Genomic DNA, 18073 nt, shown 5'->3' on the forward strand with positions numbered 1-18073 from the left:
CACACTGGTGACACAGGTGGTACTCTACCACTGAGATATTTCCGGGCCATTCATGAGGAGTGCGATGAGTATGTTTGCGCGCAGCTGTGCGCTGATCTTTCTTTCTTCTGGTTTGATGGCCCTGGCCCAGACGCCGACCTCCGCCGACGTTCAACCGGCCAATCTTGCGCCGGCCATCAACTCCAAGGTCATTCACAACGTGATGCGCTACGTGGCGGATCGCGAAGTGTTGCGGCTCGCCCCCGACCGCTCGCTGGACTTCGGCATGCTGGCCGCCAGCCTGGTGGCCACCTCGCATGCGGTGGGCGACAGCCGTTACGCGCGCCCCGTAGAGGCTGCGCTCGACCAGTTCCAGTGGCGGCTGGAGCACACCACCGACCCAACCCACGATTACGCAATCGCCCAGGCCATTCTGCTGGATACGCACGATGAACAGGATCTGGCCGCACTGCGTCGCCGTCTGGACCTGGACATTGAAGAGGCCGCCCAAAGCGGCGAACCCGCCTTCCCTGACGCTCTGCGCCTCTACCTGATGGGCAGCGCGGCGGCCGAGATGAGCGCCGTCAATTCCGACCCCTCCTACGCCGCCTTCGAGCAGCGCCAGTGGATCAAAACCCAGCGCCTGCTCTACGATCCTGCGGCACATCTGTATGCGCTCGACCAAAACCGGGAAAAAACCGCCCTCAGCGACGGTCTGGCCATGGCCGCGCTGGCCCGCATCATCAGCGCCCTGCCCGGCGACGATCCGATCCGCCCCGGCTACGTGCAGATGCAGCGCGACATGACGCAGACCATCGTCTCGCTACAGGGCCCCGACGGCCTTTGGCACACGCGCATGGCCGATAAAACCAGTCCCTCCGACGCCACCGGTTCCGCGCTGATCCTTTTCGCTCTGGCCTCGGCCATCAACCATCGCCACATTGACGCCATTACCTATCTGCCGGTCTGTGAGCGGGCCTGGCGGGCACTGGTGGCAGAAATCCGCACGGATGGCCGCATCGGCCCAGCCCAGCCCGTCCGCGGCACGCAAAGTGGTGACAGCAATAGCTTTGCCCAGGGCGCATTCCTGCTGGCAGCCAGCGAAGTGGACCAGATTGCACAGCACAAACACTGGTAAACAGCAGTTCCAGAATGGACCCACTGGCGTGTTTTTTCCGCGTGGAAGCAGATCACATTTGGACCTCCTGGCGATAATTCAGGCAAGCACCTGGAGGTTCAACTATGGTTTCAGCTATTCAGTCCAACACGGCAGCCGCACAGGTTCCCAATTCTACTCCTGCCAAACACACACAGAAACCCGGCTCGTCTAGCTCCACTCCCACCCCAGCCCATACCTCCACCCCCACCCCAGCCCCCGTTCACCTCAAGTCCGATACGGTCTCCATCAGCCCGCAGGGCCGCCAACAGGCAGAAGTTGCCATGGATCAGGACGGCGAATAAACCCCGAGCAAAGCCAGCGTCTTTGTCTCGAAGTTTGAGTGCATTTTCGGAATACATGTGGACTTTTCAAGCTGTTCAGAATGCATTTTTTGATGAAACAAGCACGAAAAAGCATTCTTCCTCTCTTCCGCAATTCCTGGAAAATGCGTCAACGCAAAAAAACAAAATCCCTGCTCTTCTGAGCAGGGATTTGTTTTTGCGTTCTGGCCTGGATTGGTAAATTACTGTTTAGAGGAAGCGATTTTTGATTCTGCCTCGGCAATCACGCGCAGAGCATCGTCGTACGCATCCACGCTTTCGCCGGCTTCCTTCCACATCTTCAAGCCCTCGTCGAGCTGCTGTTCAGCCTGCCCCAGGTTGATCTCCCCGGGCTTCTGGGCATTGTTTGCCAGAATGGTCACCCGATCCGGAAGCACCTCGGCAAAGCCCCAGCTGACGTTGAAGCGCGCCGGACCATCCTGCGATGCTCCATGCACAATCACGTCGCCCGCGCCCAGCTCAGCCACCAGCGGAGCATGACCGTAAAGAACCTCGAAGTAGCCGGTCTTCGACGGCAGCTCCACGGCCTCGGCCGTCTGCTCAAAGAGCGTACGCTCGGGCGTTACCAAACGCACACGGATCTGATTCGTTTCGTCTGCCATATTCAACCTTCAATCACGAGCTTCCAGCTTCCAGCCACTAGCCTCCAGCCATTCTTGCTGGAAGCTAGCAGCTAGGAGCTAGCAGCTGTTCTTAGGCATTCGCCTTGAGCTGCTCGGCCTTGGCCAGCACATCCTCGATGCCGCCCTGCATGTAGAAGGCCTGCTCCGGAATGTCGTCGTACTTGCCGGCGATCAGTTCCTTGAAGCTGCGCACCGTATCGGCAATCTTGACGTACTTGCCAGCAATGCCGGTGAACTGCTCGGCCACATGGAAGGGCTGCGAAAGGAACTTCTGCACCTTGCGGGCGCGCGCCACGGTCAGCTTGTCTTCTTCCGACAGTTCGTCGATACCGAGAATGGCGATGATGTCCTGCAGATCCTTGTAGCGTTGCAGAATGCGCTTCACGCCCTGGGCCACTTCGTAATGCTCGTCACCGACGATGCGGGCGGAGAGAATACGCGAGGTGGAGGCCAGAGGATCGACGGCCGGATAGATGCCCAGCTCAGAGAGCGGACGGCTAAGCACGGTGGTCGCATCCAGGTGAGCAAAGGTGGTGGCCGGCGCGGGATCGGTCAAATCGTCGGCGGGCACATAGACGGCCTGCACCGAAGTGACGGACCCCTTGCTGGTCGAAGTGATGCGCTCCTGCAGTTCGCCCATTTCCGTGGCCAAGTTGGGCTGGTAACCCACGGCGGAAGGCATACGGCCGAGCAGCGTGGAAACCTCGGAACCGGCCTGCGTGAAGCGGAAGATGTTGTCGACGAACAACAGCGTGTCGGCGCCTTCTTCATCGCGGAAGTGCTCAGCGACCGTCAGACCGGTCAGAGCAACGCGCAGACGGGCTCCAGGAGGCTCGGTCATCTGGCCATAGACCAGTGCGCACTTGGACTCCTCGAACTTGCCCGGCTTAATGACGCCCGACTCGCTCATTTCCAGCCAAAGATCGTTGCCCTCGCGGGTACGTTCACCCACACCGGCAAAAACCGAGTAGCCGCCGTGGTTCTTGGCCACGTTGTTGATGAGTTCCATGATGACGACGGTCTTGCCGACGCCAGCACCACCGAAGAGGCCAATCTTGCCACCCTTCAAGAAGGGCTGGATCAGATCGATGACCTTGATGCCGGTCTCGAACATCTCCTCGTGGGTCGACTGCTCATCGAAGAGCGGCGCGGGGCGATGAATGGGCATGCGCTTGGTTTCGCCGATGGGACCAAGCAGATCGACCGGCTCACCAACGACGTTGATCACGCGCCCCAGAGTCTGCTTGCCCACCGGAACGCTGATCTGACCGCCAAGGTCGATGGCCTTCATGCCACGGACCATGCCGTCGGTGGCCTGCATGGCAACCGTACGGACGCGGCCTTCGCCGAGGTGCTGCTGCACTTCGAGAATGACCGAAATGGGCTCGGGCGTAACAAAGCCCTCGCTGGTGACGCGCAGCGCCTGATAGATGGGCGGCATCGTCGCTTCTTCAAACTGCACGTCTACGGCCGGGCCGGAGACCTGAATTACTTTGCCGATGTTCTCTGCCATTGTTAAAAGCTCCTAGCTTCTAGCTGCTAGCTTCTAGCTCGATTCATCGCTGCCTCTGTCTCCTGGTACTTTTCCGGCCGATTGCCCGGCGTAAAAAGCTAGAGGCTAGAAGCTAGTAGCTAGAAGCTGTTTTTTAAAGTGCGGCTGCGCCCGAAACGATTTCGATGATCTCCTTGGTGATGGCCGCCTGACGCACGCGATTCATGTGCAGCGTGAGCGAGTCGATCATATCCGAGGCGTTGTTGGTTGCCGAATCCATCGCCGTCATGCGGGCCGCGTGTTCTGCGGCTACCGATTCCGTCATGGCGTGGTACAGCACGGAAAAGACAAACTGCGGCAACAGACCGGCGAACAACTCCTCGGCCGGCTGCTCGTAGATGTAATCCACGTTCGTAGTGCCAAACTTCTTGGCTTCCTCGTCGGCTTCAGCCGAGTCGGCAGCTTCCAGTTCAATGCCTGCCGTCATAGCAGCCTCGGCAACGCGTTCGCGCTCCTCGGCAGTCTGCTCGGTGGCACTGGTGATCTGCTGGCTTTTGAAGTCGATCAACGGCAGCAGGCGTTCCACCACCAGGCGCTGCGAGATCACCGACTTGAATTCGTTGTAGACGACGTAGACCGCATCGATTTCTTCCGCCACATAACGGGAGACGATGCTCTCGGCCAGCTTGTGTACGCGCTCGGCCTCCAGCTTGAGCAACATGCCGGGGTGGTCGCCCACAACCTCGACCTGCTCCTTACGCTGACGAACTTGCTTCACAACACCGAATTCATCGGTCTGCTCGGCATATTCGGCAATCGCATAGCGACGACGCATCAGGTCGCGCGCCTTGCGGCCCACCGCCTCCACGTCGATCTGCTTGTCGGGGTTGCCACCGATGAACTGGAAGGCCGTCTTCAGGATGTTCGCGTTGAATGCACCGGCAAAACCCTTGTCGCCGCTGACTACAACCAGAAGGACACGCTTTTCGGGCCGGGTGAGGAAGAGCGGATGGCGCAGATTGCCGGTCTGCTCGTCGAACAGTTCCACGCGGCCGGTAAGCGACGTGAGCACGCTGGCAATCATCTTGGCGTAGGGCCGCGCCGAAAGCGCGCGTTCCTGCGCACGGCGCAGCTTGGCCGCCGAAACCATCTTCATGGCCTTGGTGATCTGCCGCGTGTTTTTGACGCTACGGATGCGGCGTCGTAAATCGAGTACGTTAGCCATTCAGCTGCTAGCTCCTAGCTTCTAGCTTTTTTGCGTGCTCCCAGCCGCCAGCCAGAAGCTGGAGGCCAGGAGCTAAAAGCTAAGTGGTTACTTAGTAACCGCTTCTTTTTCCGCCTTGAAGTTGGCCGAGTATTCCTTGAGAGCCGCGTGCAGCTTGCCACGCACCTCATCATCGAGCTGCTTCTTGGTGGTCAGTTCTTCCACCAGCGCGGTCTGTGCGGTGGTGAAGAACTTCAGCAAGCCTTCTTCGTAGGCCTTGATCTCGGTGATCTTCAGATCATCCAGATAGCCCTGCGTGCCGGCGAACAAAACCACAGTCTGCTGCTGCCAGGTGAGCGGATGGAACTGCGGCTGCTTGAGCAGTTCGGTCAGGCGCTGGCCACGATTCAGCTGCTTCTGGGTCAGCGGATCCAGATCGGAGCCGAACTGCGCAAAGGCAGCCAGTTCACGATACTGCGCCAAATCCAGCTTCAGCGTGGAACCAACCTGCTTGACGGCCTTGATGGCTGCCGAGAAGCCCACACGCGAAACCGAAAGACCTACGTTCACGGCCGGACGTACGCCGGAGTTGAACAGATCCGTTTCCAGGAAGATCTGACCGTCGGTGATCGAAATAACGTTGGTCGGAATGTAGGCCGAAACGTCACCCGCCTGGGTTTCAATCACAGGCAGAGCCGTCAGCGAACCACCGCCCTTTTCCTTGCTCATCTTCGAGCTGCGCTCAAGCAAACGCGAGTGCAAATAGAAGACGTCGCCAGGATAGGCTTCGCGACCCGGCGGACGGCGCAGGAGCAGCGAAATTTCGCGGTAGGCCGTGGCGTGCTTGGAAAGATCGTCGTACATCACCAGAGCATGCTTGCCGTTGTCGCGGAAGTACTCGCCGATGGCCGTGGCCGCATAGGGGGCCAGGTACAGCATGGGAGCCGGTTCCGAGGCCGAGGCGGCCACGATGATGGTATGACCCATGGCGCCGGCTTCGGTCAGCGTCTGCACAACCTGGGCAATCGACGAACGCTTCTGGCCGATGGCGCAATAGATGCAGATCAGATCGTTCTTGGCGCTGTTGATGATCGTATCCAGCAGAACGGCGGTCTTGCCGGTCTGACGGTCGCCGATGATCAGCTCACGCTGACCGCGGCCAATCGGAATCATGGAGTCGATGGCCTTGAGACCGGTAGCCATCGGCTCACGCACCGGCTGACGATCGATGATGCCGGGAGCCAGGCGCTCAACGGGCAGCGTCTGGGTGGTGGCGATAGGTCCCTTACCGTCGATCGGAATACCGAGCGCGTTCACCACGCGGCCGATCATGGCGTCGCCCACCGGCACACTCAGAATCTTGCCTGTACGCTTGACCTCGTCGCCTTCCTTGATCTCGGTGTAATCACCAAGAATGACAGCGCCGACCTGATCTTCTTCGAGCGACATGGCCAGACCGGCCACACCGTGCGGGAAGCTGAGCAGCTCGCCGGCCATGACCTTGTCGAGGCCATGCAGGCGGGCAATGCCGTCACCCAGCGAGGTAATGGTCCCGACCTCGTCGACCTGGACCTTCGAGTCGTAATTCGCGATCTGATCGCGAAGGAGTTGCGTAATCTCGTCTGCCTTGATCTGAGCCATTTGCCAGTCCTTTGTTAGCTCTAAGCTGTCAGCTTTTAGCTGTCAGCCGTGACTGCGTTCTTGTTCCATATTCCAACCCATGCTTCAGGCTCCAAACTTCCGGAGCGCCACGGCACGAGCTAAAAGCTGATAGCTGAAAGCTAAGAGCCCACAAGCGCATCCTTCAACCGCTCCAGACGACCGCGTAGCGAACCATCGTAAACAGTTGAACCAATGCGCACCACCGCTCCGCCCAGCACCGAAGCATCTTCGCGGAAGCTTGCGTCCACCTTGGACCCGGCCAGCTTGGCCACTTCAGCCGTCAGCTTGGCCCGCTCCACTTCATTCAGCAGACGAGCCGTCACGATCTCCGCCTGGCGGATACCGGACTGCTCCTGCTGCAGCTTGCGATAGGCCGCTGCCACTTCTTCCACGCCACTGATGCGGTTGTGCGTAATCAGCACCGCGATCAGGTTACGCAGCTCCTTGATGAGGCCCAGTTTCTGGTTCAGCTTATCCAGCACGGCCACTTTTTCAAGCGCTGCAATCGAGGGATTCACAAAGAAGGTCTGCAGCTCGCTGCTTCCCTTCCATGTGGCGAGAAAATCGTCCAGCTGTGCGTCGATGGCTGTCGTATCCAGCTTGGCGGAGCGAACCACATCGGCAAAGGCGGCGGCGTAACGGCTGACAAAGGCTGCCATTAGTTCTTTCCTCCCTCAACCGCGCCAGAGATGAACTCGGCGATCAGCGCGCTGTCAATCTCAGCCGAAGGCTTGATCTGGGCAGCGGCCTTTTCGATGGCCAACTCGGCGGCAAAGTTGCGCAGCGTGCGGGTAGCCTGCGCGGTTGCCACATTCAGCTCCTGCTCGGTCGAGGCTACGATGCGAAGCTTTTCCTCTTCGATGGAAGCCTTGATGCGCTGCTCGTCGGTCTTGCTCTCTTCTTCGATCTGAATGCGGAATTTGGCAATCTCGGCATCCAGACCCGCCAGCTTGGCCTCCACAGCGCTCAAACGCTGGTTAGCCTCGTCGGTTGCCGTGCGAGCGTCGGCCAAACTCTTCGAGAGCGTCAGACTGCGCTGGCGCATGATCTTGGGCACCGCCTTGGAGAGCGGAATGCCAACGCCAAAGACCAGAATGCCGAAGTTCAGAAACAGGAAAACATTGGCCGTGGTCTCGGGCGACCAGCCAGTGGTCTTGGAAGCCCACTTGACGATCGGTCCGTTGACCAGGAAACCGTGCTCCTGCTCTTCCTGACTTGGTTTGGCCTGCTCGGTGGACTTGTCTCCAGCGGCCTGCGCAAAGACGCGGCAACTGCCCGCCGTCAGTGCAAGGGCAGCCACAGCCACCAGCGCGAAAGCGGGAATGCGAAAAGTGAAACGTTTGTGCGACATGAAGTCTCTCAACGTGCGCCCCCGGTTGCGGGCAGAACTGCCCGGACGACCTGGGCAGCCAGATCGGCAGCCGAAGCCTCAATAGCCTGACGGGCAACGGTCGCCTCGCTGGCGATCTCGACCTTGGCCTTGACCAGCTTCTCGGTAGCGGCCTTGCGGGCGGCGTCCAGCGCAACATCGCGCTCCGACGACCACTGCTTGACCCTCTGCTCACGAACTTTGAATGCCTCGGCGCGGGCCAGCCGCAGCTTTTCGGCATATTCCGAGGTGCGGGCCTCAGCCCGGGCAATTGCCTTCTGCGCCTCTTCCATTGCGCCTTCGGTCAGCTCATGGCGCTTCTTGAGCGTAGCCGTCAGAGGTGTATGCACCAGGAACTGATACGCCAAAACCAGAACGATGAACAGGATCATCGTTGGTATGGCACCCAGCAGTAGAGCCTCGATTTGTTGGATGATCAAAGACATTTTTCTTCCGGATCACTTCTGCTTACAGAAGTTGTTTTCTTCTGATCAAAAATGAAGTTGCTACCGTGGAACATCTTTTTTGTAACAGGCTCAACCGGTCAAGTCAACGGAACCAGAACCAATGAACACATGTACTGTGACTGCTGTCACTCAAATTGGAAAGCATTAAAAAAATAGTGCTTGCATACGAAGCAAACAGGCCTAAACTCGTTTTATCACCTAGACCCGATCCAGGGTCCAGCGGGCAGACGGCTTCGGGAATACATTCCACTCCCCTCCCAGTCTGCCCGCCTTCTATTTTTTGGGGGACTAGGGGATAGGGACCAGGACTTAGGTGCCGACGCTGGTTTCCTTACCTATACCAGGACCTGTGCTCACCTTGAATATCCCTGCCTTGCTCACTGGCCCTTCCCTAATCCCTGCTCTTTCGTCTCCCTTACTTCCCCCCAACCGCTCCCTTGTCCACCGTCAGCAGCCCTTGCCCGCGCAGCCAGTTCTCCAGCAGATTGGGCCACTGGTCCAGAGCCGCATCGCCTTTGCCCAGCCCGGAACCGTGTCCGCCATTCGCAAAGATGTGCATTTCCGCCGAAACGCCGTTTTTTAACAATGCGCTGTAAAAACGCACCGCCTGCTCCACCGGAACCGTCTGGTCCGCAGTGGTGTGATACAGGAAGGTGGGCGGAGTGTTCTTGGTTACAAACAGATCCGGCGAATAGGCCGCATGCAGGGCAGGGCACTGGTCCATCAGCTTGAAGATCTTGCAGTAGTTCAGCGCGGTCGGGTTCAGATCAAGCGCGCCCAGCCAGGCATAGCCCAGAATCATGAAGTCCGGACGGCTGGAAACGTGCTCGACCGGATCGGCCGCATCCGCCTTGCCGTCCACGAACTCGGTTCCTGCCAGCGCCGCCAGATGCCCACCTGCCGAAAAGCCCACAATGCCGATGCGGTTCGGGTTCAGGTGGTACTCTGCCGCATGGGCCCGCACCAGTTGCACAGCACGGCGGGCGTCGTAGAGTGGCACGGGCAGCACGTAGCCATCGCTGGTAAGCCGGTAGCTAAGCACAAAGGCCCGTACGCCACGCGAGGCAAACCAGTCGGCCACCTCACGGCCCTCCAGATCGCCTGCCAGGTGCACATATGCCCCACCGGGCAGCACGATCACCGCCGATCCATTCTCCGTGCCATGGCGCGGATTCAGAATGGACAGAGTCGGAACGTCCTTGCATTCCTTACCTTTGGCTTCTGGCGCATCGCCCGGCCACAGCCGGATGGTCTGGATATTCAGAAAGCTGTTGTCGGTGCCCGTAGTGGCACAGTTGGAAGGAGCCTGTCCAAAAGCAACAGAGGCCAGCAGGCCGGCCACAAGAACTGCAAAGATTCGCTTCATCCATTTCCCCTTGTTGAACTTCGGGAAAATTGTAGAACAGAGGACAGAGAGCAGAGAACTATGGACAAAGGGCAGTGATCCCAGGGAAGCAAGCGAGACAACCCTATGCAAGCAGACGAATAGTTTAGAAATGCGTACATATGCTTTCCCGTTCCTCGGGAGCAATTCATTTCGGATTTTCCAAGCCAAAGTTTCCTTATGCGCCACGTTCTTTTCTTTGCCGTCTCCTTCATACTCACATCGAAATACCGCAATTTACACCCTGTTTTGCGGAATTGTGAACCAGACCGAGCGGAGGATTGGACCGTGGATCTTAACAGCGCCATCCAGAAACACGCCGAATGGAAGTTCAAGTTCAGAAGCGCACTGCATGACCATCAAACGATGGACTCAACGGCAATCTCCAAAGACAGCAACTGTGAGTTGGGAAAATGGCTGCACTGCGAAGCCGCCACGCTCTTTGGAAAGTACTCTTCCCATGCACGCTGCCTGAGTGCCCACGCGATCTTTCATGTCGAAGCCGGCAAAGTCGCCGTTCATGTTGCGGAAGGAAACCAGGAAAAAGTAGAGCAGATGATTGCCAACGGATCGCCGTTCTCCGAAGCCTCGAAAAAAGTTTCCATAGCCATTATTATGGAGCTGAAAGGCGAAATTGGCTCAAAGGCAAAATAGCGCAAAACGCACGTTTGCCCTTCTACCAAGCTGGATTCTTCCCCCTGCAGGCGCTGGCCTTATAGCCACAACACTCTGTGCGCCGGGGCGGCACCGGCGGCCAACTGACAAATCGTCTCATTCAGCTCAAAGCCATAGCGGGCATAGCTGCTGGCCGCGCCGTGCACACGCTCCTGCAACGTACCCTCCGGAAAGAGCGCGATCATAAGCTGCCGGGCGTGGCGGCCAAGCGCTTCTTCGCGCTGCAACTGGAAGTTGGCGGCCAAGCGGCGCAGACGGCCCATCTGGTAGCGCATTTTGCTGGCGGCGCGCTCGCCAGAGTGGCTCAACCCTTCGTCGAGGGAGTGCATCCAGCCAAGCAGCGGCTCCAGCTCAGCCTCCAGCGCCTGCCCTGCCGCCGCCAGATGTCCCCTGCCCTCTGCGGGCAAGGCTACCGTGGCAAACTGCTGCTGCAGGCTGTCGGCGGTCTGGTGGTAGAGGTCAGCAGGCTTAAGCCCGTGCTGCGTGAGCAGTTTGGCCACTGCCGGTTCAACCAGTGCTCCGGTAAAACGCCCGGCAGGCTGGCTTTGCCAACCCAGAATCCGCTCGTAGAGAACGGCCGACTGCGCAAAGTAAGCCACTTCCGCTGGTCCACCCACGATCATCGAGGTGTTAAAAAGGTAATCCTGGAAGATGGGCCGCAGCAGAGCCGAGGGCGAGATGCGCTCGGGCTCAGCGGCCAGAACCGCCAGCAAATCCTCGGTCGAATGGTAGGCCTTGCCCGCCAGCCACAGGCCCTTGGGCTCGGCAGCGGTGGGCGCAACACGCTTGAGGGCCTGCCGCACGCCCGTTTTCGCATCGATCAGGAAAAGCAGGCTGGATTGCTGCCCGACGGCCACCTGCGCATGATAGCCCGCGGCTGCCAGCGCACGATTGCGCTCAAGCAATGCCTCGTGGAACTCATCGGCCCGCTCAATTCCGGCAGAGAGCACAGGAGCGCCCAGGCGGTGGAAGTCGCGACCTGCAGCATCGACAATCAGCAGTCCCTGCGCGGCAAAGGCGCGTGCATAAAAATCGGCAAAAGCCTCGGGAAAGCTGCGCCCAGGTTTATAAGCTTCCGACAGCGCATCCATGGCCTCGCTGTCGCCCAGCAGATTCCAGGCCTCGTCAAGCAGCGCTCCAATCGATTCGTCGATGCGCACCGCGCCCACCGGCCTGCCCGCAACCAGCGGCGTGTTGGGCCGGTACTTCAGCTTGACCAGCTCGCGCCCGGCGGGCAGCAACACGTGGTCAATCTCGTCAAAGTCATGATCCTCGCTGGCGATCCAGAAAACGCCCACATGGGGACTGCCATTTGCCGTGGCCGTACGTGCCCGCGCCACCGCCGTGGCCGCCTTGAAGGGAACCATCAGCTGGCCGCCGAAGAGGCCCGCCTGCTGGCCCGTGAGCACCGTACCTGCCCCTTGTGCAAGCGCCGCCAGAGCTGCCGCCGCATCAGGCCGCGAATTCTGCGCGGCAAGCAGCCGCACCAACTCGGCCCGGTGCGCCGGAACCGCCTTCGTCTGCTGCCACGCTGCGCCACGGGGCGCGGCGGAATAAAACGCATGCGCCTGATCGACGCCCGAGCAGTAGTCCAGGAAGAACCGGCTGAAGCCGGGAACGACAGAAAGCGGAGAGGTCTCGATGTGGGACAAGGGATTCACTTTCGTAGGGAAAATTCGCCCGGCTTGCGGCTCAACTTGTGAACAGGGCCCGGTCTTCAGAATACGACCTTGCGGGCCGGAATGCGACACACCCGTCCCCGAGCCACACACTTCCCTTTCAAGATGCGCGAAGCAGCGGCTTCGATGCAGGATCCGTCTTACAGATTCCACAATCCGCGTTTTCGTCCTCCCGGCAAACGCCCCCCACGCTCCCGGCGCAAGGGGTTCTTTGCATTGGCTTTCCTGCAATTTATGGACGTAGGTCCCGGGTCTGAAAGGGTAGGCCCGTGGGCGGCTGCAGCGTGGGGTCGGCCTCCTGATTGGGCGCGACGAAAACACCTTCCAACTCAGCCGCCGCTACCGTCGTATTCCAGCCGTCGAAGACCAGAAGCGCCTCTTCCCCATTGAAGTCGCTCACTGCCGCTTCAATCGTCAACGTGCGCTCTTCCCCGGGAGCCAGCGTCACGTAGTTGGCGCTGTAGAAGACCGGCAGCACGCGTTCACCCGAGGCGCTGCGCAGTTGCAGGTGGGTCATCAAGGCCACATGGCTGCTGGGGTTGGCCAGCGTCACGGTAATCGTGCGCCGTCCTCCCGCATCCTTCGCTGCAGCTTTCACCTCTAGCGGCACGCGCTCCATGGTTTCGAGCGCGGTCAGATCGTCGGGTTTGTCCGCCGTTCCCTGCCAGTAGAAGTTGCGTGAAAGCTCCTTGCCCACCGCATCCTGCAGCATGAGTTCCACAAAATGCACCGGCGAAACCGAGGTCGGCAACTGAAGCGGCGCAAGGTTCGTGACCGCACTGGCCGGGGCCGCAACCTTTTCCTCGTTCTCATAGACCAGCGCCCCATTCAGGTTGTAAACCCGAATGCGCGCCGTGGCGTCTTCCAGCGCTTCTGGCTGATTGTTGACGACCTGCACCAGCCCGTCGGCCTCGTTCAGCTGAATGTGCCGCATCTCGCCCGCGCTCTGCACGGCAAACAGGCTGGCATTCGGTTCCAGATCGTAGTGGTAGAGCTGCCAGGTAAAGCTGGGCTGCGCCGGGTTGCTCATCCAAGTAATGACGGCTGTGTCGGGGTGGAAGAGTCCGGAGTTGCGGCCCTCGTACATGGCGCGATAGGCCTCAAAGTTCATCATCTGCGCCTTGCGCACGAAGTCAGCCAGGTTAGCCACCTTGCCGTAGCGCGTGGCCAGTTCCTGCGGGTAGCTGTCGCCATGCTGCGCACCCCGGGCAAAGTCGTGCTCCGCCCAATCGTCGTTGATGGTGTTCCAGTCTTTCTCCGGCATCATGCCGTGAATCGACTCCAGCGTGGGCACCGACATGGAGCCCGTCTCGGTCTTGAAAAAGTCGTCGGTCACGGTGTAATACTTGCGCGGCTCGCGCCAGTTGTAGGGGCCATGCGAGCGCACACCTGGGCCATCGGTCGAACTGGGCTGATAGCGCCGCACCGGCTCAACCTCGGCCATCAACTTGCGCAACGCGGCATCGATCTGCGGCGGAGGAAAGCCCTCATTGCGCGCGCACCACAGCAGGATCGACGGATGGTTGCGATAGCGCAGAATCTTCGCCCGCACGTTGGCCACGTAAGTCTTCAGATCGGTCGGATTCGGCCCATCGCTGGGGTTCGGCTGAAAGAACTCATCCCAGACCAGAATGCCGTACTTGTCACAGAGCGAGTAGAACTCCTCGCTGGTGCTCTGCCCCACCCAGTTGCGGATCAGGTTCAGGTTGGCAAGCTTGTGCATGCGGATCTGCGCGTCCATGCGCACCGGGTCCAGACGCTTCATCGCCTCATCCATGCCCCAGTTGCCGCCACGAATGAAGACCGGCACACCGTTCACCGAGATCGTCAGCGTATCCGCACCCGGCAGGCTGTACTCGATTTTGCGCACCCCAAAGCTCACCTGCTGCGCATCGGACTCCACCGCGCCGTTCCGGAAGCTCAGATGAAGCTGGTAGAGGTTCGCCGCGCCGTAGCCATTCGGCCACCACAAGCGCGGATGCTCCATATGCAGGACAGGCGTGTCTTTGACGGTAAAGCGCACCCGTTTGCGGCTGTGCGCGGCCAACTCGACCGTCCGTGCAAAGCGGATATTTTCGATGGAGCCCGCCAGCACGCCCCGCACCGGCTGAGCGCTCACATTCTCGACCGTGGCCTCCACCGTCAGGTCGCTGGAATCGGTGCGCGGCAGCGGCAGGTCGGTGGTCACCAGAGGGTTCTTCACCCGCACCGGGCCCGTCGCCGAGAGAAAAACCTTCTGCCAGATGCCCGTATCGCGATCGCGGATGGCGGGAATCCAGTCCCAGCCGATGGTAGCCAGAAACGTGGGCCCATCGGTGGCCGTCACGCCACCATTCAACCCCATGCCGCTTTTGAGCGTGTGCTCATGGGGCACACCGGGCGTGGGCTCGGGCGCAACCAGCACAGTCACCACGGCCTTCTGCCCAGGCGTTGCATGGGCCGTTACGTCAAAAACGCCGCGACGAAACGCCCCCTGCATTGCGCCCACTTCGGCCCCATTCACCCACACCCGGGCCGCATAGTTGACGCCCTCAAAGTTCAGCCACACCCTCCGCCCCTTGTAGCTGGCCGGCACCTCCACCACAGCCCGGTACCACCACGCCGTGTGGCCAAGACTCTCGGGAATATGCTCGGGGCGGTTGTTTTCGCCGTAGAGGGGCTCGGGATAGACGTGGTTGTTGACGAGGGTGGTCAGCACGGTGCCCGGCACAGTCGCCGCGTACCAGCCACTGGCGTCAAAACCAGCCGCAGAAATCGCCGCGCCACTCTGAGCAACCTTGGCGGAATCCTGCAACCGCCAGCCAGAATCGATCGTCTGCGGCAAAGGCAGAGCTTGCATAGCACAAGCCATAGTGGAGGACGTTGCGGCGGCGATCGCTACCAAAATCACACCAAAAACTCCAAAACTCTGACGGCGCAAAGAGCTTCTCCCTTTCGATTCCTCTTCCGCCAGTCTTCCGGCGGTTCAGGGTCTGTTCACAGCAAGCGAGAGGATAAAGCACGGGAGGGCACGAGAGGATACTACAACCCTATTTTGATGTACCTCATCAAGTTACCGGTCCAACGTGAGCCCCGGCACAGCCCTGTGTTCAAAGGACCATCCTTCCCGCCGATTGGCAATTTGGGAACCTTCCCCACGACTGCTCCGTACCAGCCGCCCATTCCCATGCAGTTCCGTTGATAATGTGCACATGAACTTCCAGCGTTCTTCCGGCGTTTTGCTGCATATTACCAGCCTGCCCTCGACGGGCGGCATTGGCGACCTCGGTCCGGCGGCCCATGAATTTGTGGCATTTCTGGCGGCCGCAGGTCAACACATCTGGCAGGTTTTGCCGCTCTCGCCCACCGGCTACGGCAATTCGCCCTACGCGGCCTCGTCGGCCTTTGCCGGTAATCCGCTGCTGCTTAGTCTGGAAACCCTGGAGCATTGGGGCTGGTCGGTTGTGGGCATGGAAGTTCACCGTCTGGAACCCACCGACAAAGTCGACTTTGACGCAGTGGAGCGCACCAAGCTGCCCGCGCTCTATGCGGCGGCGGACTTCTTTTTGACCCACGCACCCCAGGAAGGCCGCTTCAACGCCCAGTGGGAAGCCTATCAGGCCTTCTGCCAGGCGGAGGCCGCATGGCTTGACGACTACGCGCTCTACGCCGTGCTGCGCCGCGTGCAGAACACCGGCGCATGGACCGCGTGGCCCGAGCCACTCAAGCGCCGTGAGCCCCAGGCGCTGGCCGCGGCCCGCCATGAACACTGCCGTGAGCTGGAACGCGAAAAAGCCCTTCAGTTCGCCTTCTCGCTGCAGTGGAATGCCTTGCGTGAGGCTGCCGCCCAGCACTCCATCCGCATCCTCGGCGACGTGGCCATCTTCGTCAACATGGATTCGGCCGACGTCTGGACCCATCCCGAACTCTTTGAACTGGACGAGAATCTGGAACAAATCCGGGTTGCTGGCGTTCCGCCCGACTACTTTTCGCCGACCGGCCAGCGCTGGGGCAATCCGCTCTACCGCTGGGATATGCTGGCTGAGGACGGCTACCAATGGTGGGTTGAGCGCATGCGCCGCGCCCACGCCCTCTATGACATTGTGCGGCTCGACCACTTCCGCGGCTTCGAGGCTTACTGGGCGATTCCCGTTGAAGAAGCAACCGCCGTCAAAGGCGAGTGGATCAAGGGCCCCGGCGCAGATCTCTTCCATGCACTTGAGGCTGCGCTCGGCCCGCTGCCGCTGGTGGCTGAAGATCTGGGCCTGATCACCCCCGAAGTGGATGCGCTGCGCACGGGCCTCGGCTTGCCCGGTATGCGGGTGCTGCAGTTCGGCTTTAGCGACAAGGGAGCACACATCCACCTGCCGCCGCGCCATACGCCCGACACCGTCGCCTACACCGGAACCCATGACAACGACACCACGCAGGGCTGGTGGAGGCAAACCAGTCTGGCCGAACATGACTCCGTCGAAGATCTGGTGGGCGCGGTCAGTGGCAGGCCGGTCTGGGCGCTCATCCGTGTGGTCAGCGCCAGCGTAGCGCAACTGGCCATCTTCCCCGCACAGGATCTGCTCGAACTCGGCTCGGAGGCCCGCATGAACACCCCGGCCGTGCCCTCGGGCAACTGGAGTTGGCGGGCTCACGCCGGCCAGTGGGGTGCGGAACTGGCCGCGCAGCTTCGTTCGCTAGCCGCCGTCACTGACCGCGACAATGACCCTCTGCCGCTGAAATAGCGGCTTGGTCTGCTGCAGATCTGTTGACTGAAATTTAAAATCGGTGCGTACAGGATTTCATCCTGCGTTCTTGCATAAAGAACATACTTGAGTGTTGGGCAGGAGTTCTGCCGCAGGCCCAACACGGCTTGGCGTGAACCTTTTGCGCAAGCGGGAACGGAGCACCGTGTTGATTGAAGAAAAACAGCAGGCCACCATCGCTACCCTGAGCAGCCGCGAGGTCTATCGCAACCACTGGATGCGCGTCCACGAAGACCAGATCCTGCGCTCCAATGGCAAGCCCGGCATCTACGGCGTGGTTGAGAAGGACGAGAGCGCCATCATCCTGCCCATCGATGGCGACCGCATCTGGCTGGTGGAGCAGTACCGCTACGCCATCAAGCAGCGCGCGCTTGAGCTTCCCCAGGGCGGCTGGGAGATGGAAATCTCTGACCCGGAAGAGCTGGCCCGTGGCGAATTAAAAGAAGAACTTGGCCTGCAGGCAGAGACGATGACCTACCTGGGCGCGCTCTGGATCGCCTACGGCTTTTGCCGACAGAAGCAGCATGTATTTCTGGCCACGCAACTGAGCGAAACCGCCAAGGATCCCGACCCAGAGGAGCATGACCTGGAAGTGTGCTCGATGAGCATCGCCGAGTTTGAAGACAAGATCCTGGACGGCACCATCATGGACCAATGCACCGTCTCGGCCTGGGGCCTGTACCTGCTCTGGAAGCGGCGGCAGGAGCAGTAAGCAGAAATCAATGAAACTCTGGCCGGGCAATATAACAAAGACTCTTGAATGCGCGTGCTTCAAAAAGAGATTTGGCACCCGCATCCAGCAACACGTTTTTGCTCTGGCGCGAAACTCGCCGATAGGCCTTCATCATCTCGGGGACGGTGGGTTGATTGCCCGGCCGTTCAAAAGCATTATTCAACTCGCGCAACACACCTTCCACCCGGCCATCGTGAATGTGCGGATCGGTTCCATTCAGATCGTTCAGCGACTTTTCGAGCCTGTGTGCCTCGGATTCAAAGACAAAAATGCTGTGCTTGTGAGGATGAAACTTGTGCCACATTACCGCAAGTCCCAACTCGAAGGGCATATTGAAACGCGGAGTAACGAACGGTGGGTGGCGGTCCAGCTCAACCCGCGAAAGATCGTGGATGGAATAACGACAACGGACAATCTCTTCAAGAATCTTGTCCAAACGCCGTACGCCACCAGAAATCTGAATGGTCAGCCTCGGCACTAGGCCAAGTTGGACAAGACCTACGATATAGGCCAGATAAAGCCTTTGAAATTTCAGATCGTATGGGATATTGAGAAAGACTGCTTCCTGCT

The 18073-nt window shown here is 59.8% G+C and carries 16 protein-coding genes; 5 read left to right on the plus strand and 11 right to left on the minus strand.

Going from position 1 to position 18073, the window contains the following annotated elements; translation table 11 throughout:
* Positions 1-64: 64 nt before the first annotated feature.
* Complete coding sequence (locus ACOBR2_RS12890) at positions 65-1117, plus strand: glycoside hydrolase family 88 protein (RefSeq protein WP_420236518.1); 1053 nt, start codon at positions 65-67, stop codon at positions 1115-1117.
* 104 nt (positions 1118-1221) lie between these two features.
* Positions 1222-1440: a hypothetical protein gene (locus tag ACOBR2_RS12895; protein WP_420236519.1), complete on the plus strand. Its 219-nt coding sequence runs from the start codon at positions 1222-1224 to the stop codon at positions 1438-1440.
* A 221-nt stretch (positions 1441-1661) separates the two neighbouring features.
* On the opposite strand, the gene atpC is transcribed toward ACOBR2_RS12895, so the two are convergent.
* From atpC to ACOBR2_RS12935, 8 genes are all read right to left on the minus strand, one after another.
* Complete coding sequence (atpC, locus tag ACOBR2_RS12900; protein WP_420236520.1) at positions 1662-2081, minus strand: ATP synthase F1 subunit epsilon; 420 nt, start codon at positions 2079-2081, stop codon at positions 1662-1664.
* Between the two features lie 91 nt (positions 2082-2172).
* Positions 2173-3615 carry a F0F1 ATP synthase subunit beta gene (gene atpD, locus ACOBR2_RS12905; RefSeq protein ID WP_420236521.1) on the minus strand — a complete coding sequence of 481 codons (1443 nt, stop codon included), beginning with the start codon at positions 3613-3615 and terminating at the stop codon, positions 2173-2175.
* A gap of 133 nt (positions 3616-3748) precedes the next feature.
* Positions 3749-4819: a F0F1 ATP synthase subunit gamma gene (locus tag ACOBR2_RS12910; RefSeq protein ID WP_420236522.1), complete on the minus strand. Its 1071-nt coding sequence runs from the start codon at positions 4817-4819 to the stop codon at positions 3749-3751.
* Between the two features lie 87 nt (positions 4820-4906).
* The gene (gene atpA, locus ACOBR2_RS12915) at positions 4907-6439 is read right to left on the minus strand and encodes a F0F1 ATP synthase subunit alpha (protein WP_420236523.1); all 1533 of its coding nucleotides are present in this window, start codon (positions 6437-6439) and stop codon (positions 4907-4909) included.
* 140 nt (positions 6440-6579) lie between these two features.
* Positions 6580-7119, minus strand: coding sequence for an ATP synthase F1 subunit delta (gene atpH / locus ACOBR2_RS12920; protein WP_420236524.1), 540 nt, complete (start codon positions 7117-7119; stop codon positions 6580-6582).
* A complete protein-coding gene (locus ACOBR2_RS12925; protein WP_420236525.1) occupies positions 7119-7811 on the minus strand; it encodes an ATPase in 693 nt (230 codons plus the stop codon). The genes atpH and ACOBR2_RS12925 overlap by 1 nt, the downstream gene beginning before the upstream one ends.
* 8 nt (positions 7812-7819) lie before the next feature.
* Positions 7820-8275 (minus strand): ATP synthase F0 subunit B, encoded by a 456-nt coding sequence (locus ACOBR2_RS12930; RefSeq protein ID WP_420236526.1) that lies wholly within the window; start codon positions 8273-8275, stop codon positions 7820-7822.
* A 436-nt stretch (positions 8276-8711) separates the two neighbouring features.
* A complete protein-coding gene (locus ACOBR2_RS12935; RefSeq protein WP_420236527.1) occupies positions 8712-9662 on the minus strand; it encodes an alpha/beta hydrolase in 951 nt (316 codons plus the stop codon).
* Between the two features lie 306 nt (positions 9663-9968).
* Here ACOBR2_RS12935 and ACOBR2_RS12940 point away from each other — a divergent pair, with 306 nt between their 5' ends.
* Positions 9969-10334, plus strand: a complete 366-nt coding sequence (locus tag ACOBR2_RS12940) for a CZB domain-containing protein (protein ID WP_420236528.1) — start codon at positions 9969-9971, stop codon at positions 10332-10334.
* A gap of 59 nt (positions 10335-10393) precedes the next feature.
* On the opposite strand, the gene bshC is transcribed toward ACOBR2_RS12940, so the two are convergent.
* Both bshC and ACOBR2_RS12950 read right to left on the minus strand, forming a co-directional pair.
* A complete protein-coding gene (gene bshC, locus ACOBR2_RS12945) occupies positions 10394-12016 on the minus strand; it encodes a bacillithiol biosynthesis cysteine-adding enzyme BshC (RefSeq protein ID WP_420236529.1) in 1623 nt (540 codons plus the stop codon).
* A gap of 250 nt (positions 12017-12266) precedes the next feature.
* Positions 12267-14924: a glycosyl hydrolase 2 galactose-binding domain-containing protein gene (locus ACOBR2_RS12950; RefSeq protein ID WP_420236530.1), complete on the minus strand. Its 2658-nt coding sequence runs from the start codon at positions 14922-14924 to the stop codon at positions 12267-12269.
* Positions 14925-15225: 301 nt separating this feature from the next.
* Here ACOBR2_RS12950 and malQ point away from each other — a divergent pair, with 301 nt between their 5' ends.
* Together malQ and ACOBR2_RS12960 are read left to right on the plus strand one after the other, a co-directional pair.
* Positions 15226-16749, plus strand: a complete 1524-nt coding sequence (gene malQ, locus ACOBR2_RS12955; protein WP_420236531.1) for a 4-alpha-glucanotransferase — start codon at positions 15226-15228, stop codon at positions 16747-16749.
* A gap of 94 nt (positions 16750-16843) precedes the next feature.
* Entirely contained in the window at positions 16844-17482 is a 639-nt protein-coding gene (locus tag ACOBR2_RS12960) for an NUDIX domain-containing protein (RefSeq protein ID WP_420236532.1), read from the plus strand.
* Between the two features lie 7 nt (positions 17483-17489).
* On the opposite strand, the gene ACOBR2_RS12965 is transcribed toward ACOBR2_RS12960, so the two are convergent.
* Positions 17490-17939 carry a hypothetical protein gene (locus ACOBR2_RS12965; RefSeq protein ID WP_420236533.1) on the minus strand — a complete coding sequence of 150 codons (450 nt, stop codon included), beginning with the start codon at positions 17937-17939 and terminating at the stop codon, positions 17490-17492.
* Positions 17940-18073: the final 134 nt, after the last annotated feature.

It is taken from the genome of Telmatobacter bradus, from assembly GCF_048629425.1.
GTDB lineage: Bacteria > Acidobacteriota > Terriglobia > Terriglobales > Acidobacteriaceae > Telmatobacter > Telmatobacter bradus.

Excerpts from the sequence above, each read along its gene's own strand:
- ACOBR2_RS12890 (WP_420236518.1), top strand. The coding sequence starts at position 65 with ATGAGTATGTTTGCGCGCAGCTGTGCGCTGATCTTTCTTTCTTCTGGT.
- ACOBR2_RS12895 (WP_420236519.1), top strand. The coding sequence starts at position 1,222 with ATGGTTTCAGCTATTCAGTCCAACACGGCAGCCGCACAGGTTCCCAAT.
- atpC (WP_420236520.1), bottom strand. The coding sequence starts at position 2,081 with ATGGCAGACGAAACGAATCAGATCCGTGTGCGTTTGGTAACGCCCGAG.
- ACOBR2_RS12930 (WP_420236526.1), bottom strand. The coding sequence starts at position 8,275 with ATGTCTTTGATCATCCAACAAATCGAGGCTCTACTGCTGGGTGCCATA.
- atpD (WP_420236521.1), bottom strand. The coding sequence starts at position 3,615 with ATGGCAGAGAACATCGGCAAAGTAATTCAGGTCTCCGGCCCGGCCGTA.
- malQ (WP_420236531.1), top strand. The coding sequence starts at position 15,226 with ATGAACTTCCAGCGTTCTTCCGGCGTTTTGCTGCATATTACCAGCCTG.
- ACOBR2_RS12925 (WP_420236525.1), bottom strand. The coding sequence starts at position 7,811 with ATGTCGCACAAACGTTTCACTTTTCGCATTCCCGCTTTCGCGCTGGTG.
- atpH (WP_420236524.1), bottom strand. The coding sequence starts at position 7,119 with ATGGCAGCCTTTGTCAGCCGTTACGCCGCCGCCTTTGCCGATGTGGTT.
- ACOBR2_RS12910 (WP_420236522.1), bottom strand. The coding sequence starts at position 4,819 with ATGGCTAACGTACTCGATTTACGACGCCGCATCCGTAGCGTCAAAAAC.
- ACOBR2_RS12935 (WP_420236527.1), bottom strand. The coding sequence starts at position 9,662 with ATGAAGCGAATCTTTGCAGTTCTTGTGGCCGGCCTGCTGGCCTCTGTT.
- atpA (WP_420236523.1), bottom strand. The coding sequence starts at position 6,439 with ATGGCTCAGATCAAGGCAGACGAGATTACGCAACTCCTTCGCGATCAG.